The organism is Kitasatospora sp. A2-31, assembly GCF_022288725.1.
Taxonomy (GTDB): Bacteria; Actinomycetota; Actinomycetes; order Streptomycetales; family Streptomycetaceae; genus Kitasatospora.
The window spans coordinates 797,262-813,881 of record NZ_JAKNTA010000002.1 but is presented as its reverse complement, the minus strand read 5'-3'; the positions used below and the strand labels follow the sequence as shown (position 1 = coordinate 813,881).

At 72.7% G+C, this 16,620-nt stretch carries 15 protein-coding genes; 6 read left to right on the top strand and 9 right to left on the bottom strand.

Annotated features, from left to right (window positions below; translation table 11 throughout):
- Nucleotides 1–13 precede the first annotated feature (13 nt).
- Nucleotides 14–208, top strand: coding sequence for a hypothetical protein (locus tag MCM47_RS08575; protein WP_238859976.1), 195 nt, complete (start codon nt 14–16; stop codon nt 206–208).
- A gap of 177 nt (nt 209–385) precedes the next feature.
- On the opposite strand, the gene MCM47_RS08570 is transcribed toward MCM47_RS08575, so the two are convergent.
- Nucleotides 386–982, bottom strand: coding sequence for a carboxymuconolactone decarboxylase family protein (locus MCM47_RS08570; protein ID WP_374209088.1), 597 nt, complete (start codon nt 980–982; stop codon nt 386–388).
- Here MCM47_RS08570 and MCM47_RS08565 point away from each other — a divergent pair.
- The 4 genes from MCM47_RS08565 (at nt 981) to MCM47_RS08550 (ending at nt 8,218) form a co-directional block, all read left to right on the top strand.
- Nucleotides 981–1,949, top strand: a complete 969-nt coding sequence (locus MCM47_RS08565; RefSeq protein ID WP_238859974.1) for a pirin family protein — start codon at nt 981–983, stop codon at nt 1,947–1,949. The genes MCM47_RS08570 and MCM47_RS08565 overlap by 2 nt on opposite strands.
- A 752-nt stretch (nt 1,950–2,701) precedes the next feature.
- Nucleotides 2,702–5,329, top strand: a complete 2,628-nt coding sequence (locus tag MCM47_RS08560; protein ID WP_238859973.1) for an amino acid permease — start codon at nt 2,702–2,704, stop codon at nt 5,327–5,329.
- Between the two features lie 978 nt (nt 5,330–6,307).
- Nucleotides 6,308–6,640: a hypothetical protein gene (locus MCM47_RS08555; RefSeq protein WP_308222300.1), complete on the top strand. Its 333-nt coding sequence runs from the start codon at nt 6,308–6,310 to the stop codon at nt 6,638–6,640.
- A 705-nt stretch (nt 6,641–7,345) separates the two neighbouring features.
- Nucleotides 7,346–8,218, top strand: coding sequence for a universal stress protein (locus MCM47_RS08550; RefSeq protein WP_238859972.1), 873 nt, complete (start codon nt 7,346–7,348; stop codon nt 8,216–8,218).
- A 108-nt stretch (nt 8,219–8,326) separates the two neighbouring features.
- On the opposite strand, the gene MCM47_RS08545 is transcribed toward MCM47_RS08550, so the two are convergent.
- From MCM47_RS08545 to MCM47_RS08515, 7 genes are all read right to left on the bottom strand, one after another.
- A complete protein-coding gene (locus MCM47_RS08545) occupies nt 8,327–9,094 on the bottom strand; it encodes an HPF/RaiA family ribosome-associated protein (protein ID WP_238859971.1) in 768 nt (255 codons plus the stop codon).
- A gap of 21 nt (nt 9,095–9,115) precedes the next feature.
- Nucleotides 9,116–10,114, bottom strand: a complete 999-nt coding sequence (locus MCM47_RS08540) for a carbamate kinase (RefSeq protein WP_238859970.1) — start codon at nt 10,112–10,114, stop codon at nt 9,116–9,118.
- A 2-nt stretch (nt 10,115–10,116) separates the two neighbouring features.
- Complete coding sequence (gene argF, locus MCM47_RS08535; protein ID WP_238859969.1) at nt 10,117–11,121, bottom strand: ornithine carbamoyltransferase; 1,005 nt, start codon at nt 11,119–11,121, stop codon at nt 10,117–10,119.
- Between the two features lie 27 nt (nt 11,122–11,148).
- Nucleotides 11,149–12,372 carry an arginine deiminase gene (locus MCM47_RS08530; protein ID WP_238859968.1) on the bottom strand — a complete coding sequence of 408 codons (1,224 nt, stop codon included), beginning with the start codon at nt 12,370–12,372 and terminating at the stop codon, nt 11,149–11,151.
- 64 nt (nt 12,373–12,436) lie between these two features.
- Nucleotides 12,437–13,996 carry an APC family permease gene (locus MCM47_RS08525; RefSeq protein WP_238859967.1) on the bottom strand — a complete coding sequence of 520 codons (1,560 nt, stop codon included), beginning with the start codon at nt 13,994–13,996 and terminating at the stop codon, nt 12,437–12,439.
- A 235-nt stretch (nt 13,997–14,231) separates the two neighbouring features.
- Entirely contained in the window at nt 14,232–14,639 is a 408-nt protein-coding gene (locus tag MCM47_RS08520) for a hypothetical protein (protein ID WP_238859966.1), read from the bottom strand.
- 6 nt (nt 14,640–14,645) lie between these two features.
- Nucleotides 14,646–15,200, bottom strand: coding sequence for a universal stress protein (locus tag MCM47_RS08515; RefSeq protein ID WP_238859965.1), 555 nt, complete (start codon nt 15,198–15,200; stop codon nt 14,646–14,648).
- A 301-nt stretch (nt 15,201–15,501) separates the two neighbouring features.
- On the opposite strand from MCM47_RS08515, the gene MCM47_RS08510 reads away from it, so the two are divergent.
- Nucleotides 15,502–15,870: a PRC-barrel domain-containing protein gene (locus MCM47_RS08510; RefSeq protein ID WP_238859963.1), complete on the top strand. Its 369-nt coding sequence runs from the start codon at nt 15,502–15,504 to the stop codon at nt 15,868–15,870.
- A gap of 211 nt (nt 15,871–16,081) precedes the next feature.
- Here MCM47_RS08510 and MCM47_RS08505 read toward each other — a convergent pair whose 3' ends face one another.
- Entirely contained in the window at nt 16,082–16,468 is a 387-nt protein-coding gene (locus MCM47_RS08505; RefSeq protein WP_238859961.1) for a hypothetical protein, read from the bottom strand.
- Nucleotides 16,469–16,620: the final 152 nt, after the last annotated feature.

Sequence of the window (16,620 nt, the reverse complement as noted above, 5' to 3'; positions counted from 1 at the left end):
ACGAGGACCTCGCATGACCATCAGCGCATCCGCGGCGCTCGCCGTCGTCATCTTCATCCGCCTGGCCCGCCGAACGGAGTCCCGCAGCCGCTCCGACGAGCGGCTGACCGTCGTCCTCTGCACCGTCTTCGGCGTCCTCATCGCCGCGACCCCCTGGGGCCAGGCCATCCTCCGCCTCGTCGGCGTGATCACTCGGGCGACCCTGTGAGAACCGGCCCCGGGCGGCGCCCGCCAGAGGGCGCTCCGGGGCCGGAACCGTGGCACCGGGGAGCAAGCGGATCCCGACCGGGCGCCTAGGGTCGGTCAGACGCCGCCGACGACGCCGCCCACCGCGGGGGCGGCCTCCGGCCCGCGAGCCGACCCGCGGACCGGTGCCTGCTCCGGCTCAGGACGCCGGAGAAGGCTGCGCGGGGTGCACGGGGTGCTTGCTCAGAATGGAGACGCGGTTGAAAGCGTTGATGGTGATCGCCACCCAGATCACCGCCGAGATCTCGTCCTCCGTCAGCACCTCGCGCGCGAGCTGGTAGGAGCTGTCCTGCGCGGCGCGGTCGGCGGGGCTGGTGGTCGCCTCGGCCAGGGCGAGCGCGGCGCGCTCGCGCGGGGTGAAGACCTCGGTGTCGCGCCAGGCCGGCAGCACGCCGAGCCGCTGCGCGGTCTCCCCCGCACGCTGGGCGGCCCGGGTGTGGACGTCCAGGCAGTAGGCGCAGCCGTTGATCTGGGAGACACGGACGTTGACCAGCTCCACGAGCCTGCGGTCCAGTCCGGCGTCGGCGGCGACGGTGCGGACGGCCTCGGAGGTGGCGACCAGCGCGTGGAAGGCCTTCGGGCTCTGCTTGTCGACGAAGACGCGGGTCTGGCTCGCGGTGGTCACGTGGACTCCTTCGGTGGGCGGGCCGCTGACGGCCCTTCGGCCGGGCCGGCCGGCATCGGCCGCTCGGGCATGGGTGCGCCGACCGGTCTCGGCGGCTATGATCGACTCCATGGTAGTTGAATCCGAAACAAAAGCGCCAGAGGCCGCCGCCCGGCCGTCCGCACCGCGCGTGGAGGTCCTCTCCCCGCGGGACGTGCCCCTGGGCGGGCCCCGGGCGATGACGGTACGGCGCACCCTGCCGCAGCGGAACCGCTCCCTGATCGGCGCCTGGTGCTTCGCCGACCACTACGGGCCGGACGACGTCGCCGACACCGGCGGCATGGACGTCGCCCCGCACCCCCACACCGGCCTGCAGACGGTGAGCTGGCTGTTCACCGGGGAGATCGAGCACCGGGACAGCCTCGGCATCCACGCGTTCGTGCGCCCGGGCGAGCTCAACCTCATGACGAGCGGGCACGGCATCAGCCACTCGGAGGTCTCGACCCCCGCGACCACCGTGCTGCACGGCGTCCAGCTCTGGCTGGCACTGCCCGAGGAGCACCGGAACACCGGCCGCGACTTCCACCACCACGCCCCGAGCCCGGTGCCCGTCCCCGGCGGCGAGGCCCGGGTCTTCCTCGGCTCCCTCGCCGGCGACACCTCGCCCGTCCCCACCTTCACCCCGCTGCTCGGCGCCGAGCTGACCCTCTCCCCCGGCGCCGCCACCACCCTCACCGTCGACCCCGCCTTCGAGCACGGCCTCCTCGTCGACCGCGGCGACGTCCTGCTGGAGGGCACCCCACTGCGCCCCGCCGACCTCGGCTACCTCGCTCCCGGCGCCGAGACCCTGACCATCACCAACACCTCGGACGCGCCCGCCCGCCTGATCCTGCTCGGCGGAACGCCGTTCGAGGAGCAGATCGTGATGTGGTGGAACTTTATCGGACGGTCGATGGACGACATCACCCGAGCCCGCGAGGAGTGGATGGGCTCCGCGAACCCTGCCCGCTTCGGCGCCGTCGAGGGCTACCCGGGCGACCGCCTCCCCGCCCCGGAGCTCCCCGGAATCCCCCTCAAGCCCCGCGGAAACAAGCGCTGACCAGGGCATTTGCCAGTCGGGGGTGCGGCAACCGGGCCCACCGCACCCCCGAGTCGGAACCTCCCTGGGGCCGCCCCGAGCCACCCCTGTCGACACGAGCCGCCGCACTCGACGCGTGACATCGTTCGACCATCCGTGACAGCGCCTGCCAGGACCAATGCTGACCCACTGCTGAGTTTGCTGACGGTCCATCAGAAATGACCGGAACACTCACGCAGCCCGGGATGTCATCGCCGGGTACCGCCGCGAGAACCGGCGGATGCCCCGACCCCGTCCCCTCGCCGGCCGCCGAAGGACGGTCCCCACCGGCGCGGCGGTCACCACCGGAGCGGCGCGAGCCGGAGAAGACCACCACCACCCCGTCCGCTCCCCACCGACGATCTTGCTCCAGGCCAGTTATTGAGACTCGGCCTTGCGGGGCGTTCCGAGCCCCCTCTGTCAGCAAGAGCCCGCCGACCCGCCCCGCAGGCCCGATGGGCCGGGTTCCCCAGCCGGGCCCCTTCGAGCCTCCGCCCTGCTCGACGTGCTGGGGGGCGGCCGGGACGTACGGACGCGGCGGGCGGTTTACGGGCGCGTCCGGCCCGGCCGCGTCCGGGCCGGACTCACGGCGGCGGTCGGCCGGTGTGCTGCGGTGTGACCCAGGCCGTGCCGGGAACCAGCGGCGAGGCCGTGGCCCGCGACGGTGCCGTGGCGGGCCCCGGCGGGGGCGCGGATAATGGTGATCACGAACAGCCGGTGTCTGGATTGCGGATGTGAAGCTCTTCGGTGGTCCCGCCGCGTCCCCCGGGGCACTGGCGCCCGGTGCGGGCGCCGGCGAAAAGGGGCTGAGGGCCGGTGCCCTCGGGCTCTTCTCGTCCGTGGTCCTGGGGATCTCGTCGACCGCCCCCGCATACAGCCTCGCCGCGACGCTCGGCCTGATCGCCGCTGGCGTGGGCTTGCAGACACCGGTGGTCATCATGCTGGCCTTCGTGCCGATGCTGCTGATCGCGCATGCCTACCGGGAGCTCAACGCCACCGACGCGGACTGCGGGACGACGTTCACCTGGGCGACTCGCGCGTTCGGGCCCCGCGCCGGGTGGATGGGCGGCTGGGGCATCATCGTCGCCGACGTCCTCGTGATGGCGAACCTCGCGGAGATCGCCGGGATCTACGGCTTCCGCCTGGTGGGCGCGGACTCGCTCGCGGACGACCGGCTGTGGACGACGGTGGCCGGAGCCGTCTGGATCGCCGTGATGACGGCGATCTGCTACCTCGGCATAGAGATCTCGGCCGCCGTGCAGCGCTGGCTGCTGTGCATCGAGGTGGCCGTGCTGCTCCTGTTCGCCGTCGTCGCGCTGGTGAAGGCCTACAGCGCCGACGGCCCGGCGACGGCCGTCCACGTCTCCGCGTCCTGGTTCGATCCGACCCGGATCGCCTCTCCGCAGGCGTTCACCACCGGTTTCCTGGCCGCCGTCTTCGTCTACTGGGGCTGGGACACCGCGGTCGCGGTCAACGAGGAGACCGCCGACACCAAGCGCATCCCGGGCCGCGCCGCCGTCATGTCGACGGTGCTCCTCCTGATCGTCTACACCTTGGTGTCCACCTCCGCGCAGGCGTTCGCCGGAGTCGGCAGCGAGGGCATCGGCCTCGGCAACGCCGCCAACTCCGACGACGTGCTCTCCGGCCTCGGCCGGTCGGTCTTCGGCGGGGAGGGTACGGGCGAGTTCCTCACCAAGCTGCTGATCTTCATGGTCCTGACCTCGGCGGCCGCCTCCACGCAGACCACGATCCTGCCCGTGGCCCGCACGGTCTTCTCGATGGCGGCGCACAAGGCGCTGCCCTCGCGCTTCGCCCGCCTGCACCGCCGGTACCTCACCCCGACCTGGTCCACGGTCGGCATGGGCCTGGCGTCGGTCGGCCTGCTGGTGGTGCTCACCGCGGTGAGCCACCACGTCCTGGCGGACTCCATCGCCTCGGTCGGCCTGGCCATCGCCTTCTACTACGGCCTCACCGGCTTCGCATGCGTCTGGTTCTACCGCCGGGTGCTCACCCGCAGCCGACGGGACCTCCTGTTCAAGGGCGTGCTGCCGGGCATCGGCGGGCTCATCATGCTCGGCCTGTTCTGCTACGCGGCCTTCGACGTGTACGCCGCCCCCGGCTACGGCGCGACCACGGTGGACCTGCCGGTCATCGGCCGGACCGGCGGGGTCACCGTGATGGGGCTCGGAGCGCTGCTGATCGGCGCCCTGCTCATGCCGTTCGTCACCCGCGAGCACACGGCGACCCTTCGCCTGCAGCGGCGGCTGCTGCCGCGCCTGCTGCCGCCGCACCCGGCCGTCGAGCACGCCAACCGTTATGTTCCCGCCGACGGCCGCTCCGGCGTGGGCGGGGACTGGTTCGACGTCATCCCGCTCTCCAGCAGCCGGGTCGGCCTGGTCGTCGGCGACGTCCTCGGGTCCGGGCTGGCCGCAGCGGCGACCATGGGACGCCTGCGGACCAGCGTGCGCGTGCTCTCCCGCCTCGACCTCGACCCGGACGACCTGCTCTGCCGTCTCGACGACGCCGTCCGGCAGGACACCGAGGACCCCACGAGAAACCGGACCGAGGACCCCGCCACCGGGGCCGTGGGAGTGACCTGCCTCTACGCGGTGTACGACCCGGTCACCGGCCGGTGCTGCCTCGCCCTCGCGGGACACCCTCAGCCCACGATCGTCGACCCGGCGAGCGGTCTCGTCATCCACCCGGAGCTCCCGGTCGGGCCGGCGCTCGGAGTCGACGGACCGCCGTACCGGAGCACCGAGCTCGCCCTCCCCCCGGGCACTCTGCTCGCCCTGCTCACCGACGGCCTGATCCACACCCCCGACCACGCCGCCGACGAGGGCCGCGAGCTGCTGGCGGGCGTCCTCGAGCCCCACCGGCACTCGTTGGAAGAACTGTGCGACCGGGCCCTGGAAACCCTGCTGCCCGGCCCGGTGGACGACGACGCGGTGCTGCTCCTGACCCGCACCCGGCTCCTGGACCGCGAACAGGTCGCCGAATGGGAACTGTCCGCCGAGCCCACCTCCGTCTCCACCGCGCGCCGGCTGACCTCGGGACAGCTGCGCGACTGGGGCCTGGACGAACTGTCGTTCACCACCGAACTCATCGTCAGCGAGCTGGTCACCAACGCCGTCCGGTACGCCCGCGGACAAGTCCGCATCCGCCTCATCCGGGACCGCGGCCTGGTCTGCGAGGTGTCGGACACCGGGCACACCTCGCCCCATCTGCGCCACGCCGCCACCGACGAAGAGGGCGGACGCGGGCTGTTCATCATCGCCCAGGTGACCCGCGGCTGGGGAACCCGCTACACCACCACCGGCAAGACCATCTGGACCGAGCAGGACCTGCCCGACGGGAGCTGACGCCTTCGCCACCACCGGCAGCGCCCCTGCCCGTGGCCGCCGTTCGCGCCGAACGCGAACGCGACCGCGCCGTCACGGTCAGGGTCGGCGACGGCGTCAACGACGCGCCCTTCGGGCGGCCGCCGATGTGGGCGCGGCCATGGGAGCCCGCGGCTCCAGCGCCTTCGACGAGGCCGCCGACATCGTCCTCTGAGGACCCGCCTCCAGCTCGGCGGGCCGATCGTGCTGGTCCGGGACAAGCTCGCCGTCCTCGGCGCCGGCTCGGTCCTCGACGCCGTCCGGAAGTCGACCGCGGGGTAGGCGTGCTCCGAGGGCCGTGCGTGGACACCGCCCGGCGGGTCCAACAGCATGCCGCGGCCCGGATGGAAGTGATGCCGCCGCACCGACATTCGTCCAAGCCGGCGGAGAAGTCCCGCTGGACGTGATCCAGCACCGACGGAGCGGTCAGGCCCAGGACCGTGACGCACTTCTGACGCGAAAAGGGACCACCTTGCGCTGCGCACCATCCCCGTGCGCAGGTGCGCTGTGAAGCCGGTCCGGCCTGCGCAATGGTGAGCAGCGGTGGCGAGACCGGTGAGCCTCCGCGACCGTGCGGTCGGCGAGACAGGGCTGTCCGCGACGTCGGGGGCGGCGACAAGCAGGACCTTGCGGCCGACGGCGGGATGCCGATGACCTGTCGGCCCGTTCCGGTGCCGGCCGAGGTGGACGGCGGCCGCGGCCCCGATCGCCGTGCCGGGGTCGCCAGGAGCCGGCGGGACGGCGACCTGTCGAACAGCCCGGAGGCGATGATCTTTCCGATGCTGACGCAGTTCATCGCGACGCCCCCGCCGACGCACAGCAGCCGGGCACCCGTCCGCAACTCCTCCTCAACCTCTACCGCCCCGTCATCACCTCCACCCAGGCAACGCTCGACGGCATCACCCTCCCCGCCCATCTCACCGAAACCCCCGAACAGCGCGCCGAAGTCGTCGCACGGCTGTGGCGCGTCGTCATCGCCGACGGCACCCGCGCCCTCACCACCGCCGGCCGCTGGAGCGAGCCCTGCGCCACATCGAAGAACACTGCGGCATCGGCCGACGCATCCTCGACGGCCGCCAGGTCGCCGTCCTCGCCCGCGCCACCACCGGTGACCTCCCCGGCGCCCACGCTCTGCTGGAGGACACCGAGCCCGGCGACCCATGGGAAAACGCCGTCACCGCCGTCCTCACCGCAGCCGCCCTCGCCGTCGCCCTTGCGGTGCTTGAGGACTCCCCCTTCGACCCGGTCTCGCCCGGACGCGATCCCCTCAGCCGCCACATCCCAATGGCCTGACACAGCCAAGAGCGCGCCCGCAACGGCCGTTCTGGCCCCCTGGACGGGGCCCATCCTGGTTCACATGCCGCTGACCGTCCGTGCTATGACTACCGCTATGGGGGACACAGAGATCCGCAACCTCGTGGACAGCGGGACCTTCCACGGGCCGGTGGTCCAAGGCGGGACCGTCAACCTACACCTCTACGGCGGTCCCCCGTCAGCCGGAGGCGCACCGGAGGTGGATCCCTGGACTGCGGCGACCGCCGCGTCGACCGTCTGGGACCACGTGCCAACCACTCGGGACGTGACGGTCGTCCGGGCTCACGCGTCGGCCTTGGTCGGAGCGCTGGCGACGGTGCGCGACCGGGCCGGGGCCGCGCTCGGCGACGATCCCTGGCAGGACCCGGGCATGGCGGCCGCACCACGAACACACGCGGTGCTGCGCATGCGAGGGGTGTGCAAGTCGGTCGTGTCCACCAGCCGGCGGTGACCCTGAGCCGTGAGCACGTTCACCTGTACGTGACCGCGTGCGTTCGGGTGTACGCCGAGACCGGGTCTTGCGGACGTCCCGGGTGCGCGCTTCGCGCACGCACCCGGGACCTTGGGCCCCGTACGGGGTCCTGACAGGCCCTGGGGCCCGGGGGCACGCCGGGCGACGCTGGTACCGCACCCCGAGCAGTTGCACCCGGGGCACGACCCCGGCAACGGAAAGCAGGCCCCACCATGAGCAGGTTCGTACTGGCCGGCATCGACGGTTCGCCCGAGAGCACCGCGGCGGCGCTGTGGGCGGCGGACGAGGCGGCTCGCCGCCGCATCGCGCTGCGGCTCGTCCACGCCTGGACCTGGCAGGACGACATCCACGCCGATCCCGGCCAGCCGGCGCACGTGCGCACCCTGACCGACTGCATGCTCGGCCGCGCCGCAGAGAAGGTGCGCTCGGCCCACCCGGAGCTGGAGCTGCACACCGGATTGCTGACCGGTCACGAGCCGGCCGCATCCCTGCTCGCCGCCGCGGCCGACTCCGAGCTGCTGGCCGTGGGTTCGCTGGGCCTGGGCGGCTTCGAGGGCCTGCTGGTGGGATCGGTCGGTCTCGACGTCGCGGCACGGTGCGAGGTGCCCGTCGTCCTGGTCCGGGCCGCCCGGCCACAGGAGGCCGGCGCCGGCGAGACCGCCGAAGTGGTCGTCGGTGTCGACACCCGTGCTCCGGCGGACGAGGTCGTCGACTTCGCCTTCCGGCAGGCCGCGGCCCGGGACGCCGTGCTGCGCGCGGTCCACGGCTGGACTCCGCCGGCGGTCTGGGGATACGCGAGCTGGACGGCCCCGGAGGTCGAGACCGAGCAGTTCCGCAGCATCGAGGCGGAGCTGCTCAGCCAGGCGCTCGCCCCCTGGCGGGAGAAGTACCCGGAGGTCGTCGTGATCGAGGACAGCCGGATCGGCAGCGGCGCCGGCGCGGTGGTGGACGCCTCCGGCAACGCCGCACTCCTCGTGGTCGGCCGCCGGCTGCGCCGCCACCGGCCCGGCATGCGGCTCGGCCCGGTTGCCCACGCGGTGATCCACCACGCCCAGGCGCCGGTCGCCGTCATCCCGCACGACTGACACCGCAGCTGCGCGCCGCGACACCTGGCCGCGCCGAAAGCCGGATGCCGCGCCCACCTCACGGTGGGCGCGGCATCCGGCTTTCGGCGCGCTCGTACCTCGCGCCGGTCAGCGGGCGGGAGTGATGAGGCCGAAGTGGCCGTCGTACCGGTGGTACAGGACGTTGCCGCGGCCGGTCCCGGCCTCGATGAAGAACACGAACGGCAGGCCGCCCAGGTCGAGCCGCAGAGCGGCCTCGGACACGGTCAGTTCGGGCACCGCGCGGGTGCTGACCGAGATGCCCGGCTCGGCCTCGGGCGGTGCTCCGGCCGAGGCGATCCGGTACGTCCCCGTCGCCCCGTCGTGCCGGACGACGCGGTCGTCGCCCGTCGCGGCGTCGGTGTAGAGGTGGAAGTCGTAGTCCATCAACTCCAGTTCGAACACCGCCTCCCACGAGGTCCGACGCCCGAGCGCATAGGACTTGTGCCGGACGATGCGGTGTTCCTCGCCGGCCGGCTCGCGACGTTGCGGCCGGTGCTCCCGCCCGGCGGCGAACCGCTCGGGGTGTCGGACGTGGTGCCCGTGGGCCCTCACGCGCTCGATCCTGGCCCTGAGCCGCTCCTGGAGCAGGTCGATGGCCTCCTGCATGGTCGCGGCCGCGACGTGGGCACGCACCGGTCGGCCGTTCAGGTCGATCGTGGCCTGGGCGATCGACGGCTTGGTGACGGTGTGGTGGGGTTCCTGGGTGAGCTTCACCCGGGCGGCCAGAACCGGTTCGTGGAGCCTTTCGATGACGTTGAGCAGCTTCGTCCTGGCGTAGTCCGGCGCGGCCAGGGTGACCTCGCCGCGGGTGGTCACCGTGAGGTCGACGGCGGGTCGGGTCCGGAGCGGATTCATCGTGCGTCCTTTCCTGTTGCGTCAGACGGTGGTGCGGGTGTCGGCGGCGTGCCGGGCCGACGGCGGACCGGCGGGCAGGGCCCCGGGGGCGGTCCCCGCGCCTGTGACGGCCGCCCGGACGGTGGTCCCGGTGGTGCCCAGCAGGATGCCGAGCGCGTTGTCGAGGGGGCCGATGGCGGCGATCCGCCCGGTCTGCTCGACGAATCCGGCGGCGGCTTCGGCCTTGGGCCGCATCGAGCCCTCGGGCAGGTCGAGGGCGCGCAGTTGCCGGGGGGTCACGGCGACCAGCGGGCGCGGGCGGGTCGTGCCGTACCCGGTGAACACGTGGGTCACGTCGGTGAGGATCAGCAACGCGTCGGCGTCGAGCCGGCGAGCGAGCAGGGCGGCCGTGAGGTCCTTGTCGACGACCGCTTCGACGCCGCGCACCAGGTCGCTGTTCGGATCACGGGTGACCGGGATGCCTCCTCCGCCCGCGGCGACGACCACCGTTCCGGTGGCCAGCAGGGCACGGATGGCCGCCACCTCGACGATCGCCTTCGGCTGCGGGGACGGAACCACCCGGCGCATGCGCTCGCCGTCCCGCGCGGTGGCCCAGCCGCGCTCGATCTGCATCATCCGGGCCTGACGGTCGGTGAGCTGCCCGCCGATGAACTTGCCCGGCCGGTGGAAGGCTGGATCGTCGGGGTCGACCTCGGTGTGGGTGACCAGTGCGGTGACGGCGCGGCCGGGCAGCCGGCCCATGAGTTCCCGGACGAGCAAGGTGCCGATCATGCCCTGGGTCTGTGCCCCGAGGACGTCGAGCGGGTACGGGGCGGTGAGCGCCGGGTCGGTCTCGCTCTCCTGGGCCAGCAGGCCGATCTGCGGGCCGTTGCCGTGGGTGATCACCACCTCGTGCCCGGCCGTGACGAGTTCGGCCAGCGAGCGGGCCGCGTCGTGGACGTGTCGGGACTGGACGGCGGCGTCGGGGTGTTCGCCCCGCTGGAGCAGGGCGTTCCCACCGAGGGCGGCGACGATGCGCATGGTCACTTCCTCCCGAGGGTGGCGACGAGGATCGCCTTGATGGTGTGCATGCGGTTCTCGGCCTGGTCGAAGACCAGTGAGGCCGGCGACTCGAAGACCTCGTCGGTGACTTCCAGGCCTTCGAGCGCGTGCTCCCCGGCGAGTTCGGCCCCGAGGTCGGTGCGGCGGTCGTGCAGGGCCGGCAGGCAGTGCAGGAAGGCGGTGTCGGGGTTTCCGGTCGCCGCCATCGTCTTGGCATTGACCTGGTAGGGCAGCAGCCGCGCGATGCGCTCCGGCCACTGGGCGTGGTCCTCGCCCATGGACACCCACACGTCGGTGTAGAGGAAGTCCGCGCCGAACACGGCCTCCTCGACCTCGTCGGTGAGGGTGAGCCGGGCACCGCTCTCCCTGCCGAGCAGCAGGCACTCGGAGACGAGCGCCGGGTCGGGCCACAGGTCGCGCGGGGCGGCGATGCGCACGTCCATGCCGAGGAGGCTGCCCATGGCCATCAGGGAGTGGGCGGTGTTGTTGCGGGCGTCGCCGAGGTAGCAGAAGGAGATCTCCTCCAGCGGCTTGTCGCTGTGCTCGCGCATCGTGAACACGTCGCACAGGCTCTGGGTGGGGTGCCATTGGTCGGTGAGGCCGTTGTAGACGGGGACGCCGGCGTGGGCGGCGAGTTCGGTGACGGTGTCCTGGTCGAAGCCGCGGTACTCGATGGCGTCGTACATCCGTCCCAGCACCCGGGCGGTGTCGGCGGTGCTCTCCTTGTGGCCGATGTGGGAGCTGTCCGGGCCGAGGTAGGTGGTGGTCGCGCCCTGGTCCGCGGCCGCGACCTCGAAGGCGCAGCGGGTACGGGTGGAGTTCTTCTCGAAGATCAGGGCGATCCTGCGGCCGCCCAGCCGGGGCGTCTCGGTGCCCGTCCGGCGGGCGGCCTTCAGTTCGGCGGCGACGTCCAGCAGGTGGTGGATCTCGGCAGCGGTGAAGTCGAGTTCGCGCAGGTAGTGGCGGCTGGTGAGGTCGATGGTCATGGCGGTTGCTCCTCGGTGGACGGGTGGTCAGTTGACGGGGTCACGCTGGATCGGGCAGCTCATGCAGCGCGGTCCGCCGCGGCCGCGGCCGAGTTCGGAGCCGGCGATGGTGACGATCTCGATGCCCTGCTTGCGCAGGTGGGTGTTGGTGGTGGTGTTGCGCTCGTAGCCGACGACGACGCCGGGTTCGAGGGCGAGGAAGTTGCTGCCGTCGTCCCACTGCTCGCGCTCGGCGGCGCGGGCGTCCTGCTCGGCGGAGAGGAAGCGGACCTTGTCCAGGTCGAGGGCCTCGGCGAGCGAGGCGGCGAGGTCGGCGTCGGGGCGGACGTCGAAGCCGGCGGGGCGCTCGGGCGCGGGGGTGAGGGTCCACGAGCGCAGCGCGCCGGCCAGGCCGGGGTAGAGCGTGAAGGTGTCCCGGTCGATCATCGTCATGACGGTGTCGAGGTGCATGAACGCCCGGCTCTCCGGCAGCCTCACGGCGATCAACCGGTGCGCGGTGTTGGTCAGGAACAGCTGCTGGGCGAGGCTTTCGACGGCCGCCGAGGTGGTGCGCTCGCCCATCCCGACCATCACCACGCCAGGGGCGAGGACGTGGACGTCACCGCCCTCCACGCTGAGCCCGGACGCGGTGGTGGTGCCGTCCAGCAGCGGGGGCGCGGTCTCGGCGAACAGCGGGTGGAAGCGGTAGATGGCCGCGGTGTGCAGGGTCTCCCGTCGGCGGGCCGGCTTCGCCATCGGGTTGAGGCTGTACCGGGCGCCGATCCAGCAGGAGTTGTCGCGCGGGAAGAGGTGGTTGGGCAGCGGCGGGAGGGCGAAGTCCTGCTCCCCGAGGGTGTTCCAGAGCAGGCTGTGGGGGTTCTTCAGCGGCAGGTCCTCCTTGAGGACGCCGCCGATCAGGTACTCGGCGAGGGTGTCGCCGTCGAGGCGTTCGCACAGCTCCCGCACCGGCTCGACCAGGGCCGGGCCGACGGCGGCCGGGGTGACCACCTGGCCCAGCAACCAGGCTCGGGCCGGCGGCAGTTGGAGGGTCTCGGCAAGCAGGTCGGCGTAGTGGTGGACCCGGACACCGTGGTCGCGCAGGACCTGGGCGAAGGCGTCGTGCTCCTCGCGGGCGCGCTTGGCCCACAGAATGTCGTCGAAGAGCAGGTCGTCGACGTTGCGGGGGGTCAGCCGGGCCAGTTCCAGGCCGGGGCGGTGCAGGATCACCTGGCGCAGGCGGCCGGCTTCGGAATCGACACGCAGGGTGGACATCGGAGGAGCTCCTGGTACGTCGGTGCGGGGAGGGAAGGTCGGCGCCGGTCGGCGCGATGAGGGGTCAGTGCTGGTGGCGCAGGGCGAGCACGCGCCGGAGGACGGTCGGCAGGCCGACGGGCCGGCCGGTCCGGGCCGCCTTCGGCAGCGGGCCGCCGCGGTGGGTCGCTCCGCCGCCGGTGAGCGGGGCGTCCGCGGTGGGCGGGGTCCCGGCGGTGGGCGGGGCGTCCGCGGCAGGCGCAGCGCCGGCGGCGGTCAGGGCGCCGGTCACGGCTCGGGTGTGCGGTCGCTGCAGCCAGATGTACACCGGGATGCCGAGCAGGATGGTGAACAGGCCGTAGTAGACCGTCTGGTAGCCGCTGCCCTGGATCGACCAGTAGGAGAAGGCGAGCGCCAGGAGGGCGAGGACGGTGTCCCGCACGAGGCGGCGCCGGTCCAGTTCCTCCCGCCCCCGACGGACCAGCCACAACAGCTGGGCGGCGGCCGAGACCAGATAGGGTATGACGGCGGTGAGCACGCTCAGCAGCACGATCTCCGTGAACACCCGGGTGAAGCTGGTGTAGCTGACCACGGTGAGCACCGACGCCAGGACGGTCGCCGAGACGATGCCGAACACGGGTACCGCGTCGCGTCCGCGGGTTCCGGCGAAGGCCCCCGGGAACAGTCCGTCGCGTGCGGCGGCCATCGGCATCTCCGCGCAGATCATGGTCCAGCCGTTCAGGGCTCCGAGCCCGGAGACGATGGCGGCGGCGGCGACCAGGTTCCCGGCCCACTGGCCGCCCGCGATGTTGTTCATGGCGTCCGTGAACGGCGCGGTCGAGGAAGCGAGTCCAGCGTGCGGGACGAGGCCGAACACGGCCAGGGTGCCGAGCAGGTAGATCGCCGCGCAGGCCAGGGTGCCGTACACGGTGGCCCTGGGCACGTTGCGCTTCGGGTCCCGCACCCGCCCGGTCGCCACCGAAGCGGTCTCCAGGCCGATGTAGCTGAACAGTGCGATCGCCCCGGCAGCCGAGACGGCTCCCAGCGCGGAACTGCCGCTCGCGTTGAACGCCCCGAAGTTGCCGGACTTGACGAACAGCAGGCCGGCGGTGGCCATGAACGCCAGTGGCAGGAACTTCAGCACCGTGGTGACGACCTGGAAGGCCCCGATGCTGCGCACCCCGGCCAGGTTCACCAAGGCCGGCACCCACAGGCCCGCCAGCGCGATGGCGATCGAGGTCCCCGTGTGGTGGCCCTTGTTGACGAACACCTCGACGTAGCCGACCCAGGCCACCACGATGGCCGCGTTCCCGGCCCAGGCAGTGATCCAGTAGGACCAGGCGGTCAGGAAGCCCGCGAACTCGCCGAACGCCTCCCGGGCGTAGACGTACGGGCCACCGCTGCCCGGCACCCGCTCCGACAGGCGCCCGAACGTCACCGCCAGGGCCAGCGCCCCGACGGTCACCAGCACGAACGCCACCAGCGCGATCGGCCCGTACGGCGCGAGCGCCGACGGCAGCGCGAACACCCCTGTCCCGATGATGCTGCCGACGACCAGAGCGGTCGCCGCGGGCAGCCCGAAGGCCTTGTCCCCCTGTGAGGTCGGCTGTTCGGCTGCTGGTCTTGCGCGATCGGACGCGGACATGAGCGGGCTCCTTAAGCGGTGAGCGGGAAGGCGGGCGCTGCGGTCGAACGTCTCCGTCCGCTGGTAGAGATCGTCGATCGGCGGGGCGACCCGCGCCCAGGGGCCGTCGGTCCCTCTTCACGCCGCCACCGGTCCCGGCTCCTACGGCCTGGGAGTCCCCATCCGTCACGCCGCTCCGCACGCGGGCGTGCCGGTGCCGCCTCGGACGGAGGCGGCACCGGCCCACTGGCTACGATCAGGCGATCGGCAGTCGGGTGACCCGGACGGCCCGGCGCGGCAGGGCCGCGGGAAGCGAGTGCAGCAGCGCGGCTGCCGCGAACAGCGCGAAGTGGCCGCTCTCCGCGCCGACGTCGGACCAGCCGAGTTCACCGCGGCGGTGCTCGGCGAAGGCGTTGCAGCACAGCCAGGCGGCCATGCCGATCACCGGTGCCGCCGACGGCCGGGAGAAGGCGCCGAGCAGCGCGCTCAACCCCGCGTAGGCGGCATAGGCGAACCAGCCGCAGTGCAGCTGGCCGAGCCTGCCCAGGCCGAGCGCCAGGACGCCGCCGGCGACCACCGTCACCGCGCCCGACACCGCGACGGGCAGCCGGTCCAGCGCCGGACGGAAGCGGTGCCCGCCGGGGCGGGCCGAGTACATCCGCACGACCGGCTATCCCTTCACGCGGACCGGCTCGGACCCGAGCCCGAGCGCAAGGCGCCGGTGTCTGCGCCGGTGCAGGGCCTCCAGGCTCTGCAGCAACTCCGGCCGCGGGACGGCGAGCACGGAGCAGCCGGCCTTCCGCTGGCAGTAGGCGGTCACGGAACCCTGCAGTCGACGGCGCAGCAGACCGCCGCTCGGCCCCACCACGAGGAGGTCGTCGGGGCGGTCGGCGGTCTGCACCAGCGCGGGGCCGGTCTCGCCGCGGACCACCAGGGGATGCACCGGAACGTTCGGGTCGCCGCAGGCGAAGGCCGCGTCCAGGGCGTCGCGCAGACGCTGCGCGGCGGCCTCCCGGACGGCCGCGAGCAGCGGCGGGCACGGGGAGCGTCGGTAGCCGTACTCACCGCCGGGCGGTTCCCAGGCGAGTACGGGGACGAGCTCCGCCCTGGTCCGGCGGGCCTCGGCGACCGCGCGGTGCAGGGCGGCCAGGCTGCCCAGGGAGCCGCTGACGCCGACCACCACACGGCCCCTGGGCCGCTCGTCCTTCCCGTGGCTGCCGTTCATGCCCCGTCCTCACGCCCCTGCGGTCGACCCGTCCTTCGTCGGCCGTTGCCGACGGCCACCAGCCAAGCCGCAGGAGGAGGCCGGTCCGGGCGGCCTTGACGGGACCCTGACGCGGCCGGCCACGATCCGAACGTGATCTTGACGCCGCGCCGCGGTCACCTCGTCCCCCCTGCCGCCGAGGTCGCGTCAGTGCCGTGCCGATCCCGCCGAAGGGCCGGAAGCACATGGAACGCACGGGTGGGGGCACGCGGAAGCCCGAAGACCGGTCAGTCCGACCCGGTCCCGAGCGAGAGGGCAGCGCATGAACGACCACGTCGACATCTGGCAGTTCCGAACCGCCTCCGGCCACACCGCCGACACCGACCTCATCGGGTTCCATGTCGAGGCCGCCGACGGACCGATCGGGAAGGTCCACAAACTGTCCGAGGACGTCGGTGCCCAGTACCTGGTCGTCGACACCGGCCCCTGGATCTTCGGCAAGCACGTTCTGCTGCCCGCCCGCACGGTCACCCGCATCGAGATCGGCGAACGCAAGGTCTACCTCGACCGGACGAAGGACGAGATCAAGAACAGTCCCGACTACGACGAGCACACACACCACACGGAACCGAGCTACCGCGACCGCTACACCCTGTACTACGAGCCCTACTACGGAGGCCGCATCATCTGACGGGCCGTTGAGCGGCGGCGCACCTCTTGAGGAGTTCAGAGGTGCGCCGCCGCATTTCCTGCACTCACCGTGCGGGGAGGCCTCTCCGGCGCCCCCCTTCCTCGGCTGTCACGAACAGAGCCGGCCGTCTTAGGCTTCCCGTACACCCCTCGTCTGGGGGGCGCCCCGCCCCACAGCGGGTGTCGCGGCGGGCCGGGCGGTCGGACTTCACTCATCCCGGCTGCGGCGGGTCACCGGGCAAGAGGTTCGGCGTGTGTTCCCCGAGTCCCAGCATTCTTTCGAGCTCCTCGATCCGCTCCCCCACGAGGTGGGGCGGCGTCGCCGCGCGCTCCGCGTCGGGCCGGGCCAGGACCACGACGGCGACGACCCGCCGCAGAGCCAGGACCGGGACGGCCACCACCCAGCACAGTCCCGACACCAGCGCCAGCGTCTCCGCCTGGGCGCGCTCGTTCTCCTCGAACCGCTTCTCCGCCCACTCGGCGGGTGCTCCGCTCCGGCCGGCCACGAACGCGGCACGTGCCCGCGCGAAGACCAGGCGCGCCGTCAATCCCGCGACGACTCCGTACCCCGCGAGCGTGACGAATACCAGCCACGGCATACCGACCGCCTCCTCCATTCTCGGCCCGCTGACGTGACGACCCGTCTGCCCGTTCGAGCCGGGTGCTAACGAATTCGCCGGTGCCGGATCCGGCCGGGCGCTGACGAATTCGCCGATGCCGGACCGCGCATGGATACGCCGGATCGGGGCAG